Origin of the sequence: Phytobacter sp. V91 (assembly GCF_965644225.1) — a bacterium.
In the GTDB taxonomy this organism is placed as follows: domain Bacteria; phylum Pseudomonadota; class Gammaproteobacteria; order Enterobacterales; family Enterobacteriaceae; genus CBFFRJ01.
On record NZ_CBFFRJ010000003.1, the window covers coordinates 63,143 to 80,075 of the forward strand.

A 16,933-nucleotide genomic window follows, 5' to 3' on the forward strand; every position below is an offset into this window, starting at 1 on the left:
ATCATCGAATAAGGGTGCGCAATGACCGTTAATGTATTGAAAAAAGGCTATCTGACGCTGGCCGCCATGACGCTTTTGGTTGCCCAGGCGCAAGCGACGGAGTTGTTAAACAGTTCTTATGATGTTTCCCGCGAGCTGTTTGCCGCCCTTAATACCCCGTTTGAACAACAGTGGGCGAAAGACAACGCAGGCGACACGTTGACTATCAAACAATCTCACGCGGGCTCTTCCAAACAGGCGCTGGCGATTTTGCAGGGCTTAAAAGCGGATGTGGTGACCTACAATCAGGTGACCGATGTGCAAATCCTGCATGATAAAGGCAACCTGATCCCGGCTAACTGGCAGAGCCGTCTGCCCAACAACAGCTCACCCTTCTACTCCACCATGGGTTTTTTGGTGCGCAAAGGTAACCCGAAAAATATTCACGACTGGAGCGACCTGGTGCGTTCTGACGTGAAGCTGATTTTCCCGAATCCAAAAACCTCCGGTAATGCGCGTTACACTTACCTGGCGGCCTGGGGCGCGGCGGATAAAGCCGACGGCGGCGATCAAGCCAAAACCCAACAGTTTATGACTCAGTTCCTGAAAAACGTCGAAGTGTTCGATACCGGCGGTCGCGGCGCGACAACCACCTTCGCGGAACGTGGACTGGGCGATGTGTTGATAAGCTTTGAATCCGAAGTGAACAACATTCGTAAGCAGTATGAGGCTCAGGGCTTTGAAGTCGTGATCCCGAAAACTAACGTCCTGGCTGAGTTCCCGGTCGCCTGGGTGGATAAAAATATTGAGGCTAATGGCACCGAGAAAGCGGCTAAGGCTTACCTGAATTACCTTTATAGCCCGCAAGCGCAGACCATCATCACTGACTACTACTATCGTGTGAATAACCCGAAAGTCATGGACACACTGAAAGACAAATTCCCGCAGACCGAACTCTTCCGCGTGGAAGACAAGTTTGGCAGCTGGCCTGAAGTGATGAAAACCCACTTCAACAGCGGCGGTGAGTTAGATAAATTGCTGGCGGCGGGGCGTAAGTAATGTTTGCAGTTTCTTCCAGACGAGTGCTACCCGGTTTTACCTTAAGTCTCGGGACCAGCCTGCTGTTCGTCTGTCTGATTTTACTGTTGCCGCTCAGCGCGCTGGTTATGCAGCTATCTGAAATGAGCTGGTCGCAATACTGGGAGGTCGTCACCAATCCTCAGGTGGTGGCGGCCTATAAAGTTACTCTGCTGTCTGCATTTGTGGCTTCCATCTTTAACGGCGTGTTTGGCCTGCTGATGGCGTGGATTTTAACCCGCTATCGTTTTCCAGGCCGTACTCTGCTGGATGCGCTGATGGATTTACCCTTTGCGCTGCCGACCGCAGTGGCTGGCCTTACTCTGGCATCGCTGTTCTCGGTGAACGGTTTTTACGGCCAGTGGCTGGCGATGCTGGACATTAAAGTGACCTATACCTGGCTGGGTATCGCTGTCGCGATGGCGTTTACCAGCATTCCCTTTGTGGTGCGTACCGTTCAACCAGTACTGGAAGAGCTTGGCCCGGAATATGAAGAGGCGGCAGAAACCCTCGGCGCGACGCGCTGGCAGAGTTTTCGCAAAGTGGTGTTGCCTGAACTCTCCCCGGCGCTGCTGGCAGGGGTAGCCCTCTCTTTTACCCGTAGCCTCGGCGAGTTTGGGGCGGTTATTTTTATCGCCGGGAACATTGCATGGAAAACGGAAGTCACCTCGCTGATGATTTTTGTCCGCCTGCAGGAGTTTGACTATCCGGCGGCGAGCGCGATTGCCTCGGTTATCCTTGCGGCGTCGCTGCTGCTGCTGTTCTCTATCAATACGCTGCAAAGTCGCTTTGGTCGACGAGTGGTAGGTCACTAATGGCGGAAGTTACGGAATTGAAACGCTACGACAGGCCCCGCATTGACTGGGGTAAATGGTTTCTGATTGGTACCGGAATTGCAGTTTCTGCATTTATCCTGGTTGTGCCAATGGTCTACATCTTTGTGCAGGCATTTAGCAAAGGCCTGGGGCCGGTATTGCAGAATCTGGCAGATGCGGACATGCTGCATGCTATCTGGCTGACGGTATTGATTGCGCTGATCTCGGTACCGGTAAACCTTGTTTTTGGTACTTTGCTGGCCTGGCTTGTGACGCGCTTTGATTTTCCAGGTCGCCAGCTGCTGCTTACCCTGCTTGATATCCCCTTTGCGGTTTCGCCGGTGGTTGCGGGTCTTGTCTATCTGCTCTTTTATGGCTCCAACGGTCCGCTGGGCCCCTGGCTGGATGAACATAACCTGCAGGTAATGTTTGCCTGGCCGGGTATGGTGCTGGTCACCATCTTTGTGACCTGTCCATTTGTGGTGCGTGAACTGGTGCCGGTGATGTTGAGCCAGGGCAGTCAGGAAGACGAAGCCGCAGTGCTGCTGGGCGCTTCCGGCTGGCAGATGTTTAAACGCGTGACCCTGCCAAATATCCGCTGGGCGCTGCTGTATGGCGTGGTGTTGACCAACGCCCGTGCGATTGGTGAATTTGGCGCAGTGTCAGTGGTGTCGGGCTCTATTCGTGGCGAGACGCTTTCACTGCCGTTGCAGATTGAGTTACTGGAGCAGGATTACAACACGGTGGGGTCATTTACCGCCGCCGCGCTGCTGACATTAATGGCTATTTTGACGTTGTTTTTAAAGAGTGCAGTGCAATGGCGTTTGAACAATCAGGAAAAACGCGTGCAGCAGGAGGGAAATCATGAGCATTGAGATTGCCAATATTAAGAAGTCTTTTGGTCGCACCCAGGTGCTGAATGATATCTCGCTGGATATCCCCTCAGGTCAAATGGTGGCGCTGCTTGGGCCGTCCGGCTCCGGGAAAACCACCTTGCTGCGTATTATCGCCGGTCTTGAACATCAGACCAGCGGACGTATTCGCTTTCACGGTACCGATGTCAGCCGTATTCACGCCCGTGAGCGTAAAGTTGGTTTTGTGTTTCAGCACTATGCGCTGTTCCGCCATATGACGGTGTTCGATAACATCGCCTTTGGCCTGACGGTACTGCCGAAGCGCGAGCGCCCGAATGCTGCCACCATCAAAGCAAAAGTCACCAAACTGCTGGAGATGGTACAGCTGGCTCATCTGGCGGATCGCTACCCGGCGCAGCTCTCCGGTGGGCAGAAACAGCGTGTAGCCCTGGCGCGTGCGCTGGCCGTTGAGCCGCAAATCCTGCTGCTTGATGAGCCGTTCGGTGCGCTGGATGCCCAGGTGCGTAAAGAATTACGCCGCTGGCTGCGTCAGCTGCATGAGGAGCTGAAATTTACCAGCGTCTTTGTGACCCATGACCAGGAAGAGGCGATGGAAGTGGCCGATCGCGTGGTGGTCATGAGCCAGGGCAATATCGAGCAGGCCGATGCGCCTAATCAGGTGTGGCGTGAGCCTGCCACCCGCTTCGTGCTGGAGTTTATGGGCGAAGTGAATCGCCTGAAAGGGACCGTCAGCGGCGGGCAATTCCATGTTGGCGCCCATCGCTGGCCGCTGGGTTATACCCCGACCCATCAGGGGGAGGTTGATCTCTTCTTGCGTCCGTGGGAAGTGGATATCAGCCGCCGTACCAGCCTGGATTCACCGCTGCCGGTACAGGTGCTGGAAGCTACGCCAAAAGGACACTACACCCAACTGGTGGTGCAACCTCTGGGCTGGCATACCGATCCTCTGAGCGTGGTGCTCTCCGGCGATGATGCTCCCGTTCGTGGCGAGCGCCTGTTTGTTGGCTTACAAAACGCACGTCTCTATCATGGCAATGAGCGGATTGAAAACCGCGAGGAGCTTGCTCTCGCAGAGTCTGCCTGATAGGTTATTGCATCAGAAATTGTTGCCGGGTAGCGCGACGCTTACCCGGCCTGCAAGGCGGATGCAACACAGTCCCTTAGGGCTGTTTTTAGTGTCCTCGCCCTCTCCTGGTGGGAGAAGGTTGGGGTGAGGGCACCAAAGTGTTCTTGCCTCCAGGCCCGGTAAGCGAATGCGCGACCGGGCTTTTTTATTGGACAGGGTACGTGAACAATACATTAGAACAAACCATCGGCAATACACCGCTGGTCAGGCTACAGCGTCTTGGGCCGGATAATGGCAGCGAAATTTGGGTCAAGCTGGAAGGCAATAATCCCGCAGGTTCGGTCAAAGACAGGGCCGCCTTATCGATGATCGTGCAGGCAGAAAAACGCGGTGAAATTAAGCCCGGTGACGTGCTGATCGAAGCCACCAGCGGCAATACCGGGATCGCACTGGCGATGATAGCGGCCCTGAAAGGCTATCGCATGAAGCTATTGATGCCGGACAATATGAGCCAGGAGCGTCGTGCCGCCATGCGTGCCTACGGTGCAGACCTGATTCTGGTCAGCAAAGAACAGGGCATGGAAGGCGCGCGTGACCTGGCGCTTGATATGGCGCGGCGCGGCGAAGGTAAACTGCTGGACCAGTTTAATAATCCTGATAACCCTTATGCGCATTACACCACCACCGGGCCGGAGATCTGGCAGCAAACGGAGGGGCGCATCACCCATTTTATCTCCAGCATGGGCACCACCGGCACCATTACGGGCGTGTCCCGTTTTCTGCGCGAGCAGGATAAAAAGGTGGCTATTGTTGGCCTGCAGCCGGAAGAGGGGAGCAGTATTCCGGGGATCCGTCGCTGGCCGGCGGAGTATATGCCGGGCATTTTTAATGCCGATCTGGTGGACGAGGTGATGGATATTCATCAGCGTGATGCTGAAAATACCATGCGTGCGCTGGCGGTGCAGGAAGGAATATTCTGCGGCGTCAGTTCAGGCGGTGCGGTTGCCGGGGCGATTCGGGTCGCGCAATCCACTCCGGGCGCGGTTGTGGTCGCCATTATTTGCGATCGCGGCGACCGTTATCTCTCCACCGGTGTGTTTGGCGAAGAAAGCTATGCGCAAGGCGCAGGGATCTGAACAATGGACATGATTCTTTTTCGGGATAAAACCCGCGCTCAGCAGAGCGATATTGTCGCCGTGCAGTCGCAGGTCGTATATGGCAGCGTCGGCAACAGCATTGCGGTGCCGAATATTCGCCAGCACCGTTTAACGGTCACCGCCGTCCCCACGGTGTTATTCAGTAATACCCCGCATTACGACACCTTTTACGGCGGAATTATTCCTGACGAATGGTTTAGCGGTTATTTACAGGCGCTGGAAGAGCGCGATGTTTTGCGGGAACTAAAAGCCGTCACTACCGGCTATATGGGCAGCGCCAGCCAGATTGCGCTTCTGGCTAAATGGCTGGTGATGGTGAAAGAAAAGCATCCGCAGCTGATGATCCTGGTCGATCCAGTGATTGGCGATACCGATAGCGGGATCTACGTTAAGCCGGATATCCCTCAGGCCTATCGCGAGCATCTGCTCCCGCTGGCGCAGGGGATCACACCCAACGTCTTTGAGCTGGAGATCTTAAGCGGCAAGCCATGCCGTGATATGCAAAGCGCCGTTGAGGCGGCAAAAGGGCTGCTCTCCGACACCCTCAAATGGGTGGCGATTACCAGCGCGCCGGTGGCGACGGATAATAACAGTATCCATGTTGTGCTGGTGACGGCTGATGCGGTTGAAGTCAGCGCGCATCCGCGTATCGCAACCGATTTAAAGGGAACGGGTGATCTGTTCTGTTCGGAGCTGGTGAGCAATATCGTGCAGGGTAAACCGCTTGCCGATGCGATTCATACGGCGGGTGATCGTGTGACTGAGGTGATGAGCTATACCTTAGAAAAAGGTTACGACGAGTTAATTTTGCCCGCCTGACAAAACAAAAATGGCGCCATCCGGCGCCATTTCTATTTTATCGACAAGAATTACTTCTTGATGCGAATTACCGGGGTCTCACCCACGGTCACGCTGCCGGTAAGTTTGATCAATTCTTTGATTTCGTCCATGTTGGAAATCACAACCGGCGTCAGGGTAGACTTGGCTTTTTCTTCCAGCAGTGGCAGATCGAATTCAATTACCGGATCGCCAACTTTAACGCGCTGGCCTTCTTCCGCGATGCGTTTGAAACCTTCGCCTTTCAGTTCAACGGTATCAATACCGAAGTGAACAAAAAGCTCAATGCCGCTATCAGATTCGATAGAGAAGGCATGGTTAGTTTCAAAGATTTTGCCGATAGTACCGTCAACCGGCGCTACCATTTTGTTGCCGGTTGGTTTGATAGCAATGCCATCACCAACAATTTTCTCAGCGAAAACAACGTCCGGTACATCTTCAATGTTGACGATTTCGCCGGAAAGCGGAGCAATAATCTCAATAGTTCCAGTATCTTTCTTATCGTCAGAAACCAGAGATTTCAGTTTATCGAACAAACCCATGATCTTCTCCTAAGCAGTAATTTGGGCCGCATCTCGTGGATTAGCAGATTGTTTTTTCTTCAATGAACTTGTTAACCAGCGTCATCAACTCGTCCGTTATCGGTTGGGCAAGAGCCTGCTCTGCTAAAACCTTCGCATCTTCGAAGTTCGTATTACGAATAATCTTCTTAATGCGCGGGATAGAAATGGCACTCATACTGAATTCATCCAGACCCATCCCCAGCAACAGAAGTGTAGCACGTTCGTCGCCTGCAAGCTCTCCACACATGCCAGTCCACTTGCCTTCAGCATGAGATGCATCAATAACTTGCTTGATGAGGGTCAGTACAGACGGTGACATCGGCTGGTAAAGATGTGAAATCATATCATTACCACGGTCAACTGCCAGGGTGTACTGCGTTAAATCATTGGTACCGATACTAAAGAAATCAACTTCTTTGGCCAGATGATGAGCAATAGTGGCCGCAGCCGGTGTTTCCACCATCACGCCAATTTCAATGGTCTCATCAAAGGCTTTACCTTCGGAGCGGAGTTCCTGCTTGTAAATCTCAATCTCTTTTTTCAGTGCGCGCACTTCTTCAACAGAGATGATCATCGGGAACATAATGCGCAGTTTACCGAAAGCGGAAGCACGCAGAATTGCGCGTACCTGGTCGCGGAGGATCTCTTTACGATCCATCGCAATACGCACTGCACGCCAGCCCAGGAACGGGTTCTCTTCTTTCGGGAAGTTCATGTACGGCAGCTCTTTGTCGCCGCCAATGTCCATGGTACGCACGATAACGGCCTGAGAGCCACAGGCTTCAGCGACGGCTTTGTACGCGGCAAACTGCTCTTCTTCAGTCGGCAGAGAGTCGCGGTCCATGAACAGGAATTCGGTACGGTACAGACCAACACCTTCCGCGCCGTTGCGCTCTGCACCTGCGACGTCGCGCACGGTGCCGATGTTGGCACAGACTTCAACCTGATGGCCATCAAGGGTGACGGCTGGCAGATCTTTGAGCTTAGCCAGTTCGGCTTTCTCTTCTGCGACCTGAGCCTGCGCGCTACGCAGTGTCTCAATTTCTTCTTCGGTTGGATTAACGTAAACCTGGTTGTTAATCGCGTCGAGGATCAGGTAGTCGCCGTTTTTCACCTGGGAGGTCACGCTGCCGGTACCTACAATGGCTGGCAGTTCCAGAGAACGCGCCATGATGGAGGTATGTGAGGTTCGACCGCCCACGTCAGTAATGAAACCGAGGACCTTGTTCAGGTTCAACTGCGCAGTTTCAGACGGGGTCAGATCAGCGGCAACCAGAATGACTTCGTCCTGAATGGAGCTCAGGTCGATGATTGGCATACCAAGAATATTACGCAGCAGACGTTTACCGATGTCACGCACGTCAGCCGCACGTTCTTTGAGGTATTCGTCGTCCAGTTCTTCAAGGGCAGTTGCCTGACCTTCGATAACTTCATGGGCAGCCGCGTCAGCTGTCATGTGCTTATCTTTAATCAGGGCTATGATTTCCTGCTCAAGCTCCTCATCTTCGAGCAACATAATGTGGCCTTCGAAGATGGCTTCTTTTTCTTCACCGAACGTTTCGCCAGCTTTCGTCTTAATGGCTTCGAGCTGTGCAGATGCCTTAGCTCGACCGCTCAGAAAACGTTCAATTTCCTGGTCGGCCTTGTCGGCAGAAATTTTTTTCCGGTCAATGACGATCTCGTCTTCTTTCAGCAGCAATGCTTTGCCAAAAGCGATACCCGGGGATGCTAAAATGCCTGAAATCATAACCCTACCTTACTTGTGACTGATCTTTAAAAGAACCCGGAAACTTACTCGAGCTCTGCCATCAGTTTGACCAGATGCTCAACTGCTTTTTGCTCGTCTTCGCCTTCAGCGGTCAACGTAACAACGGTACCCTGAGTCAGGCCCAGAGTTTGCAGTTTAAACAGGCTTTTTGCGCTGGCGCTTTTGCCGTTGGAAGTCACAGTGATCTCAGAAGTGAAGCCTTTTGCTTCTTTAACAAACTGAGCAGCAGGGCGGGTGTGCAGACCGTTCGGAGCGGTAATGGTAACTTCTTGCTGGAACATTGTATTTCCCCAACTTATAGGTTTAGTGTTGTGGAACTAAAGTCTAGCCTGGCGGCAGGACTTTAGCCTGTATCGTTAGCGCCTGCGTTACAGACACGTCTCAGAAGCCTAAGAAGCGTACTAAACGCATTTTTTGATGCTGGCGCTTCTGGTTAAAGACGTATCAAAACGTCATTAAACATTATGCCGCGAAAGCGAGATTTGAACCAAATCATAAAATCGATTCAGCTTCGGGAATTCAAAAACCGATTAATTTCGCGCATCAAAATAAATGTGATGGTTAAATACCAGACCCGAGGTGTCTAAGCAATGCCAGGAGGAGTGAAACTTTGACGTGTGCCACAAAAAAGCACCACATTGGGTGCTTTTTTGCGCGTTTGTTACAATCTGGCATTACTGTTGCAATTCTTTCTCAGTAAACAGATCGGCAAACAACGCGGTGCTCAAATAGCGCTCACCCGAAGAAGGCAGGATAACCACAATATTCTTGTTGGTAAAGGTTTCGTCTTCCTGGAGTTTTAAGGCTGCGGCAACCGCAGCGCCGGAGGAGATGCCTGCGAGGATACCTTCTTCTTCCATCAGACGACGAGCAGTACTGATCGCTTCTTCGTTAGTGATTTTCACCACTTTGTCGATCAGTTTCAAGTCCAGGTTGCCCGGAATGAAACCGGCGCCAATACCCTGAATTTTGTGCGGACCTGGTTTGATCTCTTCGCCGGCAAGCGCCTGAGAGATAACCGGGGAGTCAGTCGGCTCAACCGCCACGCTAATCAGGTCGGTTTTGCCTTTTGTGCCTTTAATATAGCGGGATACGCCGGTGAGCGTACCACCTGTGCCAACGCCCGCGATAAAGACGTCAACCTGGCCGTCGGTATCTTCCCAGATTTCCGGGCCGGTGGTTTTTTCATGAATTTCCGGGTTCGCCGGGTTACTGAACTGCTGGAGCAGCACAAACTTAGACGGATCGCTGGCAACGATTTCTTCCGCTTTCTGAATGGCGCCTTTCATGCCTTTAGCGCCTTCAGTCAGCACCAGGTTTGCACCCAGCGCTTTGAGCAGTTTACGACGTTCAATACTCATGGTTTCCGGCATGGTCAGCGTCAGCTTGTAACCACGGGCGGCAGCGACGTAAGCCAGTGCGATACCAGTGTTACCGCTGGTCGGTTCAACCAGCTCGATTCCAGGCTTCAGCACGCCGCGTTTTTCGGCATCCCAAATCATATTGGCACCGATACGGCATTTAACGCTGAAGCTCGGGTTACGGGATTCTACCTTTGCCAGGATGCGTCCATTACCGATACGGTTCAGTCGAACCAGCGGCGTATGACCGATAGTCAGCGAGTTATCTTCAAAAATCTTACTCATGGCCTGTCCTTAACTGTATGAAATTTGGGAACCACCCCAGCATACCCACTTACCGCCCACGGGGAAGTAAGGATTTAGCATATCTATATGCTGAGGCGAAATAATGGCAACCAGTATGGAATAAGAACGGGAATAAAACCCTTATCGCCAGAGTGCGTTTTTCTCCCGGTAGCAATCGACCCACATCGCCGTTGCGCCACATACCGCAACTGGCATAACAACCAGATTCAGAACCGGGATCATGGTGAACAGGCTGGTGATGGCGCCGAACTGTAAATTCGTCACTTTGCGGGTGCGCAGCGCAGTACGCATCTGCTTAAACGGGACTTTGTGGTTATCAAAGGGGTAATCACAGTACTGGATAGCCAGCATCCAGGCGCTGAACAGGAACCACAGGACCGGGGCCACTGTTTGCCCGATACCCGGAATGAAATACAGCAAGAACAGTACCAGCGCGCGCGGCAAATACCAGGCGAGCTTTTGCCATTCGCGTTTCATGATCCGTGGAATGTCTTTCATTATTGCGCCAATGCCCGCATCCGGCGGTGTGACACCCGTCAGGCGTGCCTCAAGCTGCTCTGCCAGCAGGCCATTGAAAGGGGCGGCTATCCAGTTGGCTATTGTGGAAAAGAAATAGCTGAACACCAACAGAATCGAGATAACGATAACCGGCCAGAGCAAATAGCTGAGCCATTGTAGCCAGTCAGGTACGCGGCTCATGATGGCAGGGATCCAGTTATCCAGGCGAGTAAACAGCCAGATAAAGGCACCCCCCATTAATAAAATGTTAACCAGTAAAGGCAAGACGACAAAACGACGAATGCCCGGCAGGGTGATAAGCTTCCAGCCCTGAGAAAAGTAAAAAAGACCGCTGCGTGATGGGACTGATGATGGTGAAACCATAGCCAGGCTATACTCCTTTGTATTACCGCCAGAAATCGGAAGACTATATTATCTGCTTGTCGGGGAAAAAACCCGTTCGGAAATGTTCGAAAAAACAGCAAAAAGCACGATTTCGTTCATCTTTATGCCGTGAAAGGCCTGTGTGCACTTGCGCTTGACGTAATCGACAAATACTCTTAGTGAGTAAATGTTTGCCGTGTTGGCAAGGTGTTAGAACAACAGAGAATATAATGATGCAGGATTTGCGTCTGATATTAATCATTGTTGGCGCGATCGCCATAATCGCTTTACTGGTTCATGGTTTCTGGACCAGCCGTAAAGAACGCTCATCTATGTTTCGCGATCGTCCGCTGAAACGTATGAAATCGAGACGTGATGACGATGATGCTTATGACGAGGATGTCGAGGAAGAAGAGGAAAGCGTGGGTGAAGTTCGCGTTCATCGGGTGAATACCGCCCCGAAAGCGAGCGAGCCGGAGCCGACTCGTCAGCAGCCGCAACATCAATACCAACCACCCTATGCGTCAGCTCAGCCTCGTGCGACTGCGCCAGCGCCTCAGCATCGTGATGAGCGCCCGCAGCAGCCCGTTGCCCAACCTGCGCCTGTAGCAGCACCCGCTGAGCCAGCATCGCCGCCTCAGGAAAGGGTTCAACCTGTTGCACCGCAGCCGGTTGCTCCGTCGGTGCAACCTGAACCTGTTGCTGCGCCTGAACCAGAGCCGGTGGTTGAAGAAGCGCCGGTGGTTGAAAAACCGGTTCGTAAAGAGACGGTGATTATCATGAACGTTGCGGCACACCATGGCGCGGCGTTGCAGGGCGATGTGCTGCTCAACAGTATTCAGCAGGCGGGTTTCAAATTCGGTGATATGAATATTTTCCACCGTCATCTCAGCCCTGATGGCAGCGGTCCGGCACTCTTCAGCCTGGCGAATATGGTCAACCCTGGCACCTTTGATGTCGACATGATGGGGGAACTGACTACCCCGGGTGTGACCATGTTTATGCAGGTGCCGTCTTACGGCGACGAGCTGCAAAACTTTAAGCTGATGCTGCAATCCGCGCAGTACATTGCCGATGAAGTCGGCGGCGTGGTGCTTGACGATCAACGCCGTATGATGACGCCGCAGAAACTGCGTGAGTATCAGGACCGGATCCGTGAAGTGAAAGAATCACACGCGTAACCGACGGCGTTATTTTGTTATCAGCCAAAACCCCCGCACATCGGGGGTTTTTTATCATTTGATGGTGCGACATGGAATCAATCGAAAAACAACTCACCCACCTGCGAACGACCCTTCGCCATCACGAATATCTATATCATGTTATGGACGCGCCGGAGATCCCGGATGCTGAGTACGACGGCTTGCTGGTCAGGCTGCGTGAGCTTGAAGCGCAGCATCCTGAACTGGTGACCCCGGATTCACCGACCCAGCGCGTAGGTGCTGCTCCACTGGCCTCATTTAGCCAGATCCGCCATGAAGTGCCCATGCTGTCTCTGGATAACGTGTTTGATGAGGAGAGCTTCCTTGCCTTCAACAAACGCGTACAGGATCGTCTGAAAAGTACCGATGCCCTGAGCTACTGCTGTGAGCTTAAGCTCGATGGCCTGGCGGTGAGCATTCTGTACGAAAACGGCGTGCTTATCCGCGCGGCAACCCGTGGGGATGGCACCACCGGAGAAGACATCACCTCCAACGTGCGTACTATTCGCGCCATTCCGCTGCGACTTCAGGGCGACAACATTCCGGCGCGCGTCGAAGTGCGTGGCGAAGTGTTTCTCCCTCAGGCGGGTTTCGAGAAGATCAATGAAGACGCGCGCCGCAGTGGAGGGAAAGTCTTTGCTAACCCACGCAATGCGGCAGCCGGGTCACTGCGCCAGCTCGACCCCAGGATTACCGCGAAGCGTCCACTGACTTTCTTCTGCTATGGCGTAGGTATCCTTGAGGGCGGTGAATTACCGCGTGGTCACCTGGAACGTTTAGAGCAGTTTAAGAAGTGGGGGCTGCCGGTAAGTGATCGCATACGTCTGTGTGACTCTCCTGAAAGCGTGCTGGCATTCTATCGCCAGGTTGAAGCCGATCGACCCCATCTTGGCTTTGATATCGACGGAGTGGTGATTAAAGTCAATTCCCTCGACCTGCAGGAACAGCTCGGTTTTGTCGCTCGGGCGCCGCGCTGGGCGGTGGCCTTTAAGTTCCCGGCCCAGGAACAGACGACCTTTGTCCGCGATGTGGAGTTCCAGGTTGGGCGTACCGGAGCCATTACGCCGGTTGCGCGTCTTGAACCGGTGCAGGTTGCTGGTGTGCTGGTGAGTAACGCCACGCTACACAATGCCGATGAAATCGCCCGTCTGGGGCTGCGTATTGGTGACAAAGTGGTGATCCGTCGTGCAGGCGATGTGATCCCGCAGGTGGTCAACGTGGTGGAATCAGAGCGTCCTGATGATACCCGGGAAATTGAATTTCCGGCGCACTGCCCGGTCTGTGGTTCCGACGTTGAGCGCGTAGAAGGCGAAGTTGTCGTCCGCTGTACCGGTGGCCTGATTTGCGGAGCGCAACGCAAAGAAGCGCTCAAACATTTCGTCTCCCGTCGCGCCATGGACGTGGACGGCATGGGCGATAAAATCATCGACCAACTGGTGGAAAAAGAGTACGTCGAAACGCCTGCCGATTTGTTCAAATTGACCGCAGGTAAGCTGACCGGGCTGGAGCGTATGGGGCCAAAATCGGCGGAAAACGTGGTCAATGCGCTGGAAAAAGCGAAAGAAACCACCTTTGCCCGTTTCCTTTATGGGTTAGGCATTCGTGAAGTCGGCGAGGCTACCGCGGCTGGGCTGGCGGCCTGGTTTGGCACGCTTGAAGCACTGGAAGCGGCTTCGGAAGAGGAACTGCAAAAAGTACCTGACGTGGGCAAAGTGGTTGCCGCCCATGTATTCAATTTCTTTGCCGAAGAGAGTAATCGCGAGGTTATTCGCCAGCTGCTGGCAGAAGGCGTGCGCTGGCCTGCGCCGGTGGTCATCAATGCTGCTGAAATTGACAGCCCCTTTGCGGGAAAAACCGTGGTACTGACCGGCAGTCTTAGTCAGCTGTCCCGCGATGATGCCAAAGCGCGGCTGGTAGAACTGGGCGCCAAAGTGGCGGGCAGCGTCTCGAAAAAAACCGATCTGGTGATTGCGGGCGAAGCGGCAGGCTCCAAGCTGGCGAAAGCGCAGGAGCTGGGCATTGAGGTCATTGACGAAGCAGAAATGCTTCGACTGCTGGGTGTGTAAATGGAAAAAGAGCAGCTTATCGAAATCGCCAACACGCAAATGCCCTTTGGTAAATATCAGGGGCGTCGCCTGATCGATCTGCCAGAGGAATATTTGCTGTGGTTTGCCCGCAAGGAGGCATTTCCTGCCGGGCATTTAGGCGAGCTTTTACAGCTGGTGCTGATTATCAAAACTGAGGGGCTGACGCATCTTGTCCAGCCCCTGAAGCGCCATTAGGCTTTGGCCGTGTCCTGTGCCTGGGCTTTTTCAGCCAGGCGTTTGTAGCGTCGGGCCAGTACTGCGCAGATCATCAACTGGATCTGATGGAAGATCATCAACGGCAGCACCATCATCCCAATCACCGAGGTCGGGAACAGAATATTGGCCATCGGGATCCCGTTGGCCAGGCTTTTCTTGGATCCACAGAACACAATCGTGATTTCGTCCGCTTTGTTGAAGCCGCAGCGTCGGGCAACAAAGATATTGACGGCGATAACGATGGCTAACAGCACCAGGCTTGCCACGACAATAAACAGCAGTGAACCCACCCCCACTTTGTGCCAGATACCGTTGACGACCGCTTCGCTAAAGGCGGAATAGACCACCAGTAAGATTGAGGTCTGGTCCGTTTTGCCGATCCATTTTTTGTTGCGTGCTACCCAAGCGCCTGTCCAGGGGCGGGAAAGATGCCCCAGCACAAACGGCAGCAACAGTTGCAGCATAATCTTACCGACCTGCTCAAGACTGCCGTCTGCGCCATGCAGATTCATCAGCAACCCTACCAGCAGCGGCGAGAGGAAAATACCCAGCAGGCTGGATGCGGAAGCCGAACAAACCGCGGCGGCGACGTTTCCGCCTGCCAGTGAGGTGAAAGCAATGGCCGACTGGACGGTGGCTGGCAAAATACACAGATACAGGAAACCGGTATACAGCTCCTGGCTGACATTGACCGGTGACCACCAGACAAACAGCACGCCCAGTACCGGGAAGAGGATAAAGGTGCTGCACATCACCCACAGGTGTAAACGCCAGTGGCTGCCACCGGCAATGATTGCCTCGCGGGATAATTTGGCGCCATGCATAAAGAACAGCAGGGCAATGGCCGCCGTCGTCAGCCATTCAAAAAAGGGGACGAAACTCCCACGCGCCGGTAAGAAAGAGGCCAGCAGCACGGTAACGACCAGTGTCAGGGTAAAAGGATCGAGAATACGAAAAAGTTTCATAAAGACTCCTGGAATTCAGTAGCGATATTTTGCTTTTTTTGTTTTGAGAAATAAAATTGATTTATTGAATCCATTTATGAATTTTTAAGATGAATTACTCTTTAAAACAGTTACGGGTATTTGTCACCGTAGCCCATGCGCGCAGCTTTAGTCGGGCGGGCGACATTATCGGCCTGAGCCAGTCAGCAGTGAGCCACTCGGTGAAAGAACTGGAGCAGCAGACGGGGGTCCGGTTGCTGGATCGCACCACGCGCGAAGTGATTCTGACAGAGGCCGGGCAGCAGCTGGCGGCACGGCTGGAGCGCTTACTCGATGAACTTAACAGTACGCTGCGTGAAGCAGGAAGGGTAGGGCAGCAACTGACAGGGACGGTAAGGGTAGCCGCCAGCCAGACGATCTCTGCCCATCTTATTCCTCAGTGCATCGCGCAAAGCAACCAGCGCTATCCTGAAATCGATTTTATGCTTCATGACCGCCCTCAGCAGTGGGTGCTGGAAAGCATACGTCATGGCGAAGTCGATTTTGGCATTGTTATCGATCCTGGCCCGGTCAGTGATCTGCAATGTGAAGAGATCCTCTCGGAACCATTTTTTCTGTTATGCCGCGACGATCACGCCTGGGCGGATGAGCCGTGCGTCTCCTGGTCCGAACTTGAAGATGCCCGTCTGGTGGTGCAGGACTACGCGTCAGGCAGCCGACCACTTATTGATGCCGCTTTATTTCGTCTTGGTATTCATGCGCAGATTGTGCAGGAGATAGGTCACCCGGCGACCCTGTTTCCAATGGTGGAGGCAGGGATTGGCGTCAGCGTGATGCCTGCACTGGCACTGCCTTTACCCCAGGGGAGTCAGTTGAAGGTGAAGCGACTGGTACCGGAAATACAGCGCAAAATCATGCTGGTTCGTCGCAAGAATCGTTCATTGTCGGGGGCAGCGCAGGCGGTCTGGGATGTGGTGAGGGAACAGGCCCGGTGTCTGAACCGGGCCAGGGCAGAAGATCCGCTCTTTACTCAGATATAAATATCAATCTGATGATCGGAAGAAGGGTTGTTGACCCCTTCGACTTTTGCGGAAGCCTGAGTATTTGTTTGTTTTTCTTCAGACTTTTTCTGTGCTTCTTCAGCTTGCTTGCTCTGTAACTGAGAAAGTTGAGCCTGCAACAACGCGATCTGAGCCTGAAGTTGCTCTGTCTGGGTCTGCTTTTCTTCGGTGGTGCCGGTACCCTGTGCAACACTTTTCAGCTGTTTGGTCAGCGTGGAGATCTGCTGAGTCAGTCGGCTGATTTGCGAGGCAATATCATTGCCGCTGGAAGATGAACTACTGCTGCTGCTAACTGACGAAGTCGTTGCCTGAATTGTTGTCATCGTTAACTCCTCTTGCCATAAAACATCATTATCGGCGTAATCATATTATTCTTAAGCTGCACGGTGTACGCGCAGTCTGGCGATCATATCCTGACATTAAGGATAAATTATGGATAAAGGTTACGAGCTTTTCGTGTTGATTTTTAAGGCGTTTTTATATTTTTTTAATAGGATTTAGGATGGGGTTATGTGCTGATTATTTGATGATAATTCAGGTTTTTGTGCTTACTTAAATAAAACTCGCGGAGTATAAAAAATTAATAATTTTTAAGGCAGGCTAATGATGATAAATGTACAAATCGCAGATAGCAAAAAGCGCCGCCAGCGCCATTTTTACATTGGTGGGTCGTGCAGGATTCGAACCTGCGACCAATTGATTAAAAGTCAACTGCTCTACCAACTGAGCTAACGACC

The 16,933-nt window shown here is 52.9% G+C and carries 17 protein-coding genes; 10 read left to right on the forward strand and 7 right to left on the reverse strand.

Going from position 1 to position 16,933, the window contains the following annotated elements; translation table 11 throughout:
* The first annotated feature begins 21 nt into the window (after nt 1-21).
* The 6 genes from ACSZO4_RS01215 (at nt 22) to pdxK (ending at nt 5,788) form a co-directional block, all read left to right on the forward strand.
* Nucleotides 22-1,038 (forward strand): sulfate ABC transporter substrate-binding protein, encoded by a 1,017-nt coding sequence (locus tag ACSZO4_RS01215; RefSeq protein WP_437887008.1) that lies wholly within the window; start codon nt 22-24, stop codon nt 1,036-1,038.
* Nucleotides 1,038-1,871 carry a sulfate/thiosulfate ABC transporter permease CysT gene (cysT, locus tag ACSZO4_RS01220; protein WP_437887009.1) on the forward strand — a complete coding sequence of 278 codons (834 nt, stop codon included), beginning with the start codon at nt 1,038-1,040 and terminating at the stop codon, nt 1,869-1,871. Before ACSZO4_RS01215 ends, cysT begins: the two co-directional genes overlap by 1 nt.
* Entirely contained in the window at nt 1,871-2,746 is an 876-nt protein-coding gene (gene cysW, locus ACSZO4_RS01225; RefSeq protein ID WP_437887011.1) for a sulfate/thiosulfate ABC transporter permease CysW, read from the forward strand. Before cysT ends, cysW begins: the two co-directional genes overlap by 1 nt.
* Entirely contained in the window at nt 2,736-3,830 is a 1,095-nt protein-coding gene (gene cysA / locus ACSZO4_RS01230) for a sulfate/thiosulfate ABC transporter ATP-binding protein CysA (RefSeq protein ID WP_437887012.1), read from the forward strand. Before cysW ends, cysA begins: the two co-directional genes overlap by 11 nt.
* A gap of 203 nt (nt 3,831-4,033) precedes the next feature.
* Nucleotides 4,034-4,948 (forward strand): cysteine synthase CysM, encoded by a 915-nt coding sequence (gene cysM, locus ACSZO4_RS01235; RefSeq protein WP_437887013.1) that lies wholly within the window; start codon nt 4,034-4,036, stop codon nt 4,946-4,948.
* Between the two features lie 3 nt (nt 4,949-4,951).
* Complete coding sequence (gene pdxK / locus ACSZO4_RS01240) at nt 4,952-5,788, forward strand: pyridoxine/pyridoxal/pyridoxamine kinase (RefSeq protein ID WP_437887014.1); 837 nt, start codon at nt 4,952-4,954, stop codon at nt 5,786-5,788.
* 50 nt (nt 5,789-5,838) lie between these two features.
* Here pdxK and crr read toward each other — a convergent pair whose 3' ends face one another.
* From crr to cysZ, 5 genes are all read right to left on the reverse strand, one after another.
* Nucleotides 5,839-6,348: a PTS glucose transporter subunit IIA gene (gene crr / locus ACSZO4_RS01245; protein ID WP_437430595.1), complete on the reverse strand. Its 510-nt coding sequence runs from the start codon at nt 6,346-6,348 to the stop codon at nt 5,839-5,841.
* A 40-nt stretch (nt 6,349-6,388) separates the two neighbouring features.
* Entirely contained in the window at nt 6,389-8,116 is a 1,728-nt protein-coding gene (ptsI, locus tag ACSZO4_RS01250) for a phosphoenolpyruvate-protein phosphotransferase PtsI (protein ID WP_437887015.1), read from the reverse strand.
* Nucleotides 8,117-8,160: 44 nt separating this feature from the next.
* The gene (gene ptsH / locus ACSZO4_RS01255; RefSeq protein ID WP_039079738.1) at nt 8,161-8,418 is read right to left on the reverse strand and encodes a phosphocarrier protein Hpr; all 258 of its coding nucleotides are present in this window, start codon (nt 8,416-8,418) and stop codon (nt 8,161-8,163) included.
* Nucleotides 8,419-8,811: 393 nt separating this feature from the next.
* Entirely contained in the window at nt 8,812-9,783 is a 972-nt protein-coding gene (cysK, locus tag ACSZO4_RS01260; RefSeq protein WP_437887016.1) for a cysteine synthase A, read from the reverse strand.
* 141 nt (nt 9,784-9,924) lie between these two features.
* Nucleotides 9,925-10,686, reverse strand: a complete 762-nt coding sequence (gene cysZ, locus ACSZO4_RS01265) for a sulfate transporter CysZ (RefSeq protein WP_437887017.1) — start codon at nt 10,684-10,686, stop codon at nt 9,925-9,927.
* Between the two features lie 230 nt (nt 10,687-10,916).
* Here cysZ and zipA point away from each other — a divergent pair, with 230 nt between their 5' ends.
* From zipA to ACSZO4_RS01280, 3 genes are all read left to right on the forward strand, one after another.
* The gene (gene zipA, locus ACSZO4_RS01270; protein WP_437887018.1) at nt 10,917-11,867 is read left to right on the forward strand and encodes a cell division protein ZipA; all 951 of its coding nucleotides are present in this window, start codon (nt 10,917-10,919) and stop codon (nt 11,865-11,867) included.
* A gap of 71 nt (nt 11,868-11,938) precedes the next feature.
* Nucleotides 11,939-13,954 (forward strand): NAD-dependent DNA ligase LigA, encoded by a 2,016-nt coding sequence (gene ligA, locus ACSZO4_RS01275; RefSeq protein ID WP_437887019.1) that lies wholly within the window; start codon nt 11,939-11,941, stop codon nt 13,952-13,954.
* Nucleotides 13,955-14,170 carry a DUF3820 family protein gene (locus ACSZO4_RS01280; protein WP_437887020.1) on the forward strand — a complete coding sequence of 72 codons (216 nt, stop codon included), beginning with the start codon at nt 13,955-13,957 and terminating at the stop codon, nt 14,168-14,170.
* Here ACSZO4_RS01280 and ACSZO4_RS01285 read toward each other — a convergent pair.
* Nucleotides 14,167-15,156 carry a bile acid:sodium symporter family protein gene (locus ACSZO4_RS01285; RefSeq protein WP_437887021.1) on the reverse strand — a complete coding sequence of 330 codons (990 nt, stop codon included), beginning with the start codon at nt 15,154-15,156 and terminating at the stop codon, nt 14,167-14,169. The genes ACSZO4_RS01280 and ACSZO4_RS01285 overlap by 4 nt on opposite strands.
* 89 nt (nt 15,157-15,245) lie before the next feature.
* On the opposite strand from ACSZO4_RS01285, the gene ACSZO4_RS01290 reads away from it, so the two are divergent.
* Complete coding sequence (locus ACSZO4_RS01290; RefSeq protein WP_437887022.1) at nt 15,246-16,175, forward strand: LysR substrate-binding domain-containing protein; 930 nt, start codon at nt 15,246-15,248, stop codon at nt 16,173-16,175.
* On the opposite strand, the gene ACSZO4_RS01295 is transcribed toward ACSZO4_RS01290, so the two are convergent.
* Nucleotides 16,166-16,519, reverse strand: a complete 354-nt coding sequence (locus ACSZO4_RS01295) for a FlxA-like family protein (protein WP_437887023.1) — start codon at nt 16,517-16,519, stop codon at nt 16,166-16,168. The two genes, ACSZO4_RS01290 and ACSZO4_RS01295, sit on opposite strands and share 10 nt — an antisense overlap.
* Nucleotides 16,520-16,933: the final 414 nt, after the last annotated feature.

Bases quoted from the DNA above. Each gene is read 5' to 3' on its own strand.
- cysW (WP_437887011.1), top strand. From the start codon at position 1,871: ATGGCGGAAGTTACGGAATTGAAACGCTACGACAGGCCCCGCATTGAC.
- ligA (WP_437887019.1), top strand. From the start codon at position 11,939: ATGGAATCAATCGAAAAACAACTCACCCACCTGCGAACGACCCTTCGC.
- ACSZO4_RS01215 (WP_437887008.1), top strand. From the start codon at position 22: ATGACCGTTAATGTATTGAAAAAAGGCTATCTGACGCTGGCCGCCATG.
- ACSZO4_RS01280 (WP_437887020.1), top strand. From the start codon at position 13,955: ATGGAAAAAGAGCAGCTTATCGAAATCGCCAACACGCAAATGCCCTTT.
- cysZ (WP_437887017.1), bottom strand. From the start codon at position 10,686: ATGGTTTCACCATCATCAGTCCCATCACGCAGCGGTCTTTTTTACTTT.
- zipA (WP_437887018.1), top strand. From the start codon at position 10,917: ATGATGCAGGATTTGCGTCTGATATTAATCATTGTTGGCGCGATCGCC.
- cysT (WP_437887009.1), top strand. From the start codon at position 1,038: ATGTTTGCAGTTTCTTCCAGACGAGTGCTACCCGGTTTTACCTTAAGT.
- ACSZO4_RS01295 (WP_437887023.1), bottom strand. From the start codon at position 16,519: ATGACAACAATTCAGGCAACGACTTCGTCAGTTAGCAGCAGCAGTAGT.
- cysA (WP_437887012.1), top strand. From the start codon at position 2,736: ATGAGCATTGAGATTGCCAATATTAAGAAGTCTTTTGGTCGCACCCAG.
- crr (WP_437430595.1), bottom strand. From the start codon at position 6,348: ATGGGTTTGTTCGATAAACTGAAATCTCTGGTTTCTGACGATAAGAAA.
- ptsI (WP_437887015.1), bottom strand. From the start codon at position 8,116: ATGATTTCAGGCATTTTAGCATCCCCGGGTATCGCTTTTGGCAAAGCA.
- pdxK (WP_437887014.1), top strand. From the start codon at position 4,952: ATGGACATGATTCTTTTTCGGGATAAAACCCGCGCTCAGCAGAGCGAT.
- ACSZO4_RS01285 (WP_437887021.1), bottom strand. From the start codon at position 15,156: ATGAAACTTTTTCGTATTCTCGATCCTTTTACCCTGACACTGGTCGTT.
- cysK (WP_437887016.1), bottom strand. From the start codon at position 9,783: ATGAGTAAGATTTTTGAAGATAACTCGCTGACTATCGGTCATACGCCG.
- ACSZO4_RS01290 (WP_437887022.1), top strand. From the start codon at position 15,246: ATGAATTACTCTTTAAAACAGTTACGGGTATTTGTCACCGTAGCCCAT.
- ptsH (WP_039079738.1), bottom strand. From the start codon at position 8,418: ATGTTCCAGCAAGAAGTTACCATTACCGCTCCGAACGGTCTGCACACC.